This window comes from Acidimicrobiia bacterium, from assembly GCA_016650365.1.
Taxonomy (GTDB): domain Bacteria; phylum Actinomycetota; class Acidimicrobiia; order Spongiisociales; family JAENVV01; genus JAENVV01.
The window spans coordinates 1-6,586 of record JAENVV010000192.1 but is presented as its reverse complement, the minus strand read 5'-3'; the positions used below and the strand labels follow the sequence as shown (position 1 = coordinate 6,586).

General features: G+C 60.2%; 6 protein-coding genes. 1 reads left to right on the top strand and 5 read right to left on the bottom strand.

Annotated features, from left to right (window positions below; translation table 11 throughout):
* The 5 genes from JJE47_11815 to JJE47_11795 form a co-directional block, all read right to left on the bottom strand.
* Positions 1-932 (bottom strand): FAD-binding oxidoreductase (locus tag JJE47_11815; GenBank protein MBK5268108.1); only part of this gene is annotated, 932 nt, incomplete at its 3' end.
* A 242-nt stretch (positions 933-1,174) separates the two neighbouring features.
* The gene (locus JJE47_11810; GenBank protein ID MBK5268107.1) at positions 1,175-1,960 is read right to left on the bottom strand and encodes an ABC transporter permease; all 786 of its coding nucleotides are present in this window, start codon (positions 1,958-1,960) and stop codon (positions 1,175-1,177) included.
* Positions 1,957-2,835, bottom strand: coding sequence for an ABC transporter permease (locus JJE47_11805; protein ID MBK5268106.1), 879 nt, complete (start codon positions 2,833-2,835; stop codon positions 1,957-1,959). Before JJE47_11805 ends, JJE47_11810 begins: the two co-directional genes overlap by 4 nt.
* A gap of 3 nt (positions 2,836-2,838) precedes the next feature.
* A complete protein-coding gene (locus JJE47_11800) occupies positions 2,839-3,939 on the bottom strand; it encodes an ABC transporter ATP-binding protein (GenBank protein ID MBK5268105.1) in 1,101 nt (366 codons plus the stop codon).
* Positions 3,936-5,126 carry a spermidine/putrescine ABC transporter substrate-binding protein gene (locus JJE47_11795; protein ID MBK5268104.1) on the bottom strand — a complete coding sequence of 397 codons (1,191 nt, stop codon included), beginning with the start codon at positions 5,124-5,126 and terminating at the stop codon, positions 3,936-3,938. Before JJE47_11795 ends, JJE47_11800 begins: the two co-directional genes overlap by 4 nt.
* A 239-nt stretch (positions 5,127-5,365) precedes the next feature.
* On the opposite strand from JJE47_11795, the gene JJE47_11790 reads away from it, so the two are divergent.
* Positions 5,366-6,586 (top strand): aspartate aminotransferase family protein (locus JJE47_11790; GenBank protein MBK5268103.1); only part of this gene is annotated, 1,221 nt, incomplete at its 3' end.

Sequence of the window (6,586 nt, the reverse complement as noted above, 5' to 3'; positions counted from 1 at the left end):
GGCAACGGTTCCATGGCAGCTTCCAGGAACGGGGCCAACCGGTCCCAGTCGTTGGTGATCTCGCCGAAACTGAAATCGTCCGGCACGTGTTCGACCTTCCACGGGGCGCCGACCGGTTCGAACAAACCGACCATGATCCCGCCCGTCTCCTCCCGGTAATACGCGAAACGATCGGGATCCTCCCAGATGGGGAGATCGGGCGAGACCCCCTCGAACGGTTCAGTAATGAGGTAGGCATGCTCGGCCGCTTGCAACGGGACCGATACGCCGGCCATGGCGCCGATCTGACGGGCCCAGATACCCCCGCAGTTGACGACGTAGTCACATTCGATATCGCCAAGGGATGTTTGGACGGCACTCACCCGCTCTCCCGCCACAGTGAAGCCAGTCACCGCCACTCCCTCGATGATCCTTGCACCACCCATCCGGGCACCCTTGGCCATTGACATGGCACAGTTGGCAGGATCGGCGCGACCTTCCTCGCGGGTATAGAACCCGGCGATCATCTCGCTCGTGTCGAGCATCGGCCAGAGTTCTTTGACCTCGGCCGGCGAGATCTCCTCTCGCACGATACCGAGGCCGCGAAGAAAATCGGCCTCTCGCCGCAGCTTGTCGATGCGCTCCGGGTTCGATCCGGTCTGCACGTACCCGACCGGTTTGAACCCGGTCGACAGACCCGTTTCGGCCTCGAGACGCTCGTACAGTTTGCGGGTGTAGTCGGCCATCCAGGCGGAAGTTTCGGTCGTCATGCCGCCCGATACGATCAACCCGGCGGCGTGCCAGGTGGTCCCGGAAGTGAGTTGGCTACGCTCGAGGAGCACCACGTCGGTCCAGCCGGACTTCGTAAGGTGGTAGGCGACGCTCGACCCGATCACCCCACCCCCGACGATGACCACCTGTGCGCGGTCCGGTAACTCCACCACTTCGGCCACCTGTCTTTCCGAACATCACCAACGACGGGGAGGTTCACGACGCCCTGATCAACCAATTTGCCTGCCGGGGCCGACACTAGCGAGGCACCAATCAGATCGGCAGGTCCCGGCGAATCAGATCGCCCGTGGAACCCGCAACTCCAAGCGGAGGGTCTGATCTGCGTCCGACCGGACAATCCGGCCGGGCCGACGAACGACCGAAGGTCGTCCAGCCAGGGCGGGCGCCGGATGTGCCGAGGAGATCAGTCCCGGGCTTTTTTCCGCCGATTCTGAATGAACAAGAAGATCCCCATCGCGATAACCATCACCCCGAAGATCATCGTGCCGAGTACGTTCACCTGAGGAGGTACCCCCCGCTTGGTGGCTCCGTACACGAAGATCGGGAAGGTTTGCATGGATCCCGAGTTGAAATTGGTGATCACAAAATCGTCGAAGCTGAGCGCAAACGCCAGCATGAACGCGGCGAGCACCCCTGGCATGATCATCGGGAATGTCACGCGTCTGAACGTCTGCCATTCGTTGGCGTACAGGTCCATGGCGGCCTCCTCAAGATGCCGGTCGAACCCGACAATCCGCGCCCGGACGGTAACCACCGCATAGCTCAGATTGAAGAGGATATGGGCGAGCAGCACCGTCACGTAGCCCCGGCCAACATGAGTAGCAACGAAGAGCGTGAGCAAAGCGGAACCCATAACGACCTCGGGGCTGGCCATCGGTAGGAACAGCAGGAGGTTGGTGGTCGCTCTTCCCCGGAATCGGTATCGCACGAGGGCCAGGGCAATGAGGGTGCCGACAATCGTCGAAATCAATGCCGACAGGAAAGCGATCGTGAGGGAATTGAGAACTGCCTCGCTGAGTCCGGGAAGCTTAAATGGGTCGGCCCAGTGCCTGAGCGTGAAGCCTTCCCACGATACGTTCCGACGGCCTTTGAAATCATTGAATGAAAAGGCCACCACGACGAGTACCGGGACAAACAGATACGCGATGCCCAACCCCAACAGGGTGCGGTAAAAAACCCTGGCCCTCATGTGAGTAGTTCCTCTGTTCCAACTCGTCTGACATAGATAACCACCACCGTCACGATGATGGCCATCAGCGTGAACGAGATGGCGGCGGCGGCCGGGTAATCGATGATCACCAGGAACTTGGATTGGATGACGTTGCCCATCATCGTCCAGTTCCTATTACCGAGCAGCTCCACATTGACGTAATCCCCGGCGGCGGGAATAAACGTAAGCAGGGTCCCAGATATGATGCCGGGCATCGACATCGGCAACGTCACCTTACGAAACGCCGTCCACGGCGTGGCGTACAAGTCGTTGGCCGCTTCGAGTAGCGAAGGCTCGATCTTGTCAAGCGACACATAGATCGGCAGGGTCATAAACGCCAGGTAGTTGTAGACCAGACCCGCCAAAATGGCCCAACCAGTCGATAGCAGCCGGCCATTCTCCCCGAGCAACCCCACCGTCTTGAGAGCGCTGACGACGACACCCTGATCGGCGAGGATCACGCGCCAGGCAAGGGTCCGCAACAGGAACGGGACGAGAAAGGGCACGAGAATCATCAGCAAAAAGAGGCTCTTCCAACGCGAGGTGTAAAAGGCGATCGCGTATGCCAACGGGTAACCGACGAGCAGGCCGATGACCGTTGCCCCGAGCGCAAACATGAGGGAGTTCCGAAGTTGCGGAAGGTACGTCGTAAACACGGAAACATAACTGCCGATATTGCCCGTGAACGTATACCCCTGCTCAAGCGAGCCTTCTTGCAGGGACGTTATCGCCAGACCGAACATCGGAATGACGTAGAACAGAAGTAGCCAGAGCATGCCCGGGGCGAGCAGCAAATAGGGAACCCGCCGACGCCGCCGGTCGGCTTTGTCTGCCGCGTCAGTCCGGGTGGTCATCGCCTATCGGGCCACGACGAAGGTATGGTCGGGATCCCAACTCAACGTGACCGAGTCAGAAGGCGCAAACCTGGTTACCCCGAGGTTCTGGACAACCACCGTTAGCTCGCCAACCAACTCGGTCTGGACGAGATAGTGGGTGCTAACACCGATAAAGGACGAATCAGTTACAACGCCCGCCAGACGATTGGCGTGGACGGGGGACGCATCTTCCGGGCTCAGGTGAATCTTCTCGGGGCGAACCCCCACATGCACGGCTCCGGTTAATCCTACGAGTTTGTCAGCCGACACATGGAACCGGTGACCTCCGGTCAAGGTGACACCGTCGGTCCCGGTTACCTGGCCTTCCATGAGATTCGATGCCCCAAGGAACCCTGCAACGAACCTGGTCCGGGGATCGTCATAGATCTCGACCGGTTCACCCATCCGTTCGATCTTGCCATCTCGCATGACGGCAATGGAATCGGCCATCGTCATGGCCTCCTCCTGGTCGTGGGTCACATGGATGAACGTAATACCAACTTCTTGCTGGATCCGCTTGAGCTCCAACTGCATTTCCTTGCGAAGCTTGAGGTCAAGAGCCCCGAGCGGTTCATCGAGGAGCAAGAGGCGCGGATGGTTGACGAGCGCCCTGGCCAGTGCTACCCGCTGGCGCTGGCCACCCGATAACTGCCGCGGCTTGCGTTTGGATGTTTCGGCGAGGTGGACCAGGTCAAGCATTTCACCGACCCGTCGATTGACCTCGCTCTTTTCGATGCCCTGGCGCCGGAGACCAAACGCCACGTTTTCGTAGATCGTGAGATGGGGAAAAAGGGCGTAGCTCTGGAACACCGTATTGACAGGACGCTGATATGGCTTGGTCCCCGTCACGTCCTCGCCATGCAATTTGATGGTGCCTGAGGTCGGCTCTTCGAAGCCACCAATCATTCTCAAGGTCGTCGTCTTTCCACAACCGGAGGGGCCGATAATGGCAAAGAACAAGTTCTCCGAAATATCGAGCGTCAGTCCGTCGACGGCAACGATGTCACCGAACGCCTTTGTGAGACCGACAAGTTCTACGGCGGGGGTTGAAGCCCCCGCCGTAGAGTCCGGTCCCTGCGTCATACGCCGCTGGCGGTGGCGACCGCCTCGTTGAGGGTGGTCTCTTCCTCTTCGGTCAACGAACGGAAGATGTGTGCCTTGGCCAGGGTCGCCTCATCCGGGAAGATCAACGGCTGATCAACGAACTCGGGATCGATGTCTCCCATGGCGTCCTGGGCTCCCTTGACCGGTGACACGTACCACACCCAGTAGGCCAGTTCGGCGGCCACGGCCGGCTGATAGTAGAAGTCCATCCACTTCTCGGCATTGGCCTTGTTGGCGGCGCCCTTGGGGATCATCATGTTGTCGGTCCAGATCATGACGCCTTCGTCGGGGAAGGCGAATTGGATCTGCGGGCTGTCTTCCTGGTTTGCGACAATGTCACCGGACCAGCCGAAGCAGACGGCAAGATCACCGTTGATAAGGGCATCGATGTAGTCGTTGCCGTAAATCTGCCGGATCTGACCATCTGAGATGAGCTTGGCGAGGTCATCGGTGGCGGCCAGCATCTCGTCCAACGAAGCGGTCGCCGGGTCCTTGCCTTCGAGCAGAAGCAACAGGCCAATCGTATCGGGATATCCCGTGAGCAGACCAATCTTGCCGGCGAATTTTGGATCCTTGATGGCCTCAAGGCTCGACAAAGCACCACCCGTCTGATCGACGTCGTAGGCAAGTCCGGTGAACCCCGACTGCCAGGGCAGTGTGAAATCGCGAGATGGATCGAAGCTCGGCGAAGCAAGAGCATCGACGAGATTGGCCATGTTCGGCACGTTGGCTTTGTCGATCTTCTCGGCGTAATCGAGCCGGAGCATCCGGGCTGCCATGTAGTCGGTCAGTACGACAATATCGAGGCCGGTTGGCTGGCCGGCTGCGAGCTGCGCCTGATACTTCCCGAACCACTCCTCATTCGAGTTGACGCCTTCGGTGTACGTCACCTTGATGCCCGTGTTGGCCTCGAACTCGTCGATCGTCGAGGTCCCGTCTGGCGAGTCCTCGGTGGTGTCGATGTAGAGAATCCAGTTATCGACGAACAGTTGAAGATCAGGAGGCAACGTGGTGCCCGCCAGACCGGCCGTCGTCGATGTGCTGCCATCACCACAGGCCGCCAGCAATGCCGGGCCCCCAAGCAACAGCGCTCCCCCGATCCCGAAGCGTTTCAGGAACTCCCGCCGGTCCATACCGGACTTCAGGGCTGCCGCTGCAGCATCCATGGAACCACGTCGTCTTGGCGTCATCATCGTTTGCCTCCTAGCAGAGTCAGGGAACCCCCCTCGGGGGCCGCGCAGCGTAGGGTAGCTGCATCGGAGGTGGCCTGCACAGATCAATCGCGAATAAGAAATCCGACAGCTGTTTCGCTTGTCCAGAGGCTGAACGCAAACCATAATGCCGCCAACGGCTACGATCGGACATGAACCGTTTGTCCATCGGTCGGCAGGTCACGGAGGGCCCCATGTCAACAAACACCCGATCAATCAATCTTGTGACCGCCATTCCCGGCCCTCGGAGTACCGAACTTGTGGCCCGGCGCGAGCAAGCCATGGCCCGTGGCGCCTCCAAACTCACTCAAATCGCCGTGGCCTCGGCGCGCGGCGCCATCGTCACCGACGTCGACGGAAACGAGTTCCTGGACTTCGCCGGCGGAATCGGAGTCCTGGCAGCCGGGCATTGCCCGCCGACCGTCGTCGAGGCCATCAAGAAGCAGGCCGATAATCTCCTCCACATGTGCGCCATCGTTGCCTCATACGAGCCGTTGATCGAGGTCGCCGAACTGCTCAACGCGATCACGCCGGGTTCCTTCGCCAAGAAGACCGTCCTCATGAACAGCGGGGCCGAAGCCGTCGAGACCGCCATCAATGTCGCTCGGTCGGCCACCGGACGCCAGGCGGTGGTGGTCTTTGAAGGCGCCTATCACGGTCGCACCAACCTGACCGCCTCGATGACGTCCAAGTACGCCCTATTCAAGAAAGGGTATGCGCCGTTCGCCCCCGAGATCTACCGGTTTGATTTCCCGAACGTGTATCGCCGCCCCGACGAGATGAGCGAAAAGGGCTTCATTGACTGGTCGGTGGCCCGGCTGCATGATCAGTTCATCTCGCGGGTGGACCCCGGAGCGGTAGCCGCGGTCGTCATCGAACCGGTCCAGGGCGAAGGCGGTTTTCTTCCCGTGCCAACCGCATTCTTGGAAGCCATCCGCCAACTGTGCGATCAACACGGCATGGTCATGATTGCCGATGAGATCCAGTCCGGCATGGGCCGGACCGGCAAGTTATTCGCCATCGAGCACAGCGGCGTCATTCCGGACATCGTCACGACCGCCAAGTCGCTTGGGTCCGGGATGCCGATCTCGGCTATCACCGGTCGAGCGGAGCTTATGGACGCCCCCCATCCGGGGGGCCTGGGAGGAACGTACAGCGGCAACCCTCTCGCCTGTGTAGCGGCCATCGAGTCGATCCGGCTGATTTCCGATCCAGATTTCCTTGATCACGCCACATCCATTGGCGACCACATGCGGACCCGCCTTGAAGGGATCCAGGTCGCCCACCCGGACCTCATCGGCGATGTTCGGGGCCTCGGCCCGATGCTCGTGGCCGAAATCGTCATGGACCCAAAATCAAAGACGCCGGATATGGAGTCAACCGCGGCGATTTGCGCAGCCACGCTCACCCGCGGC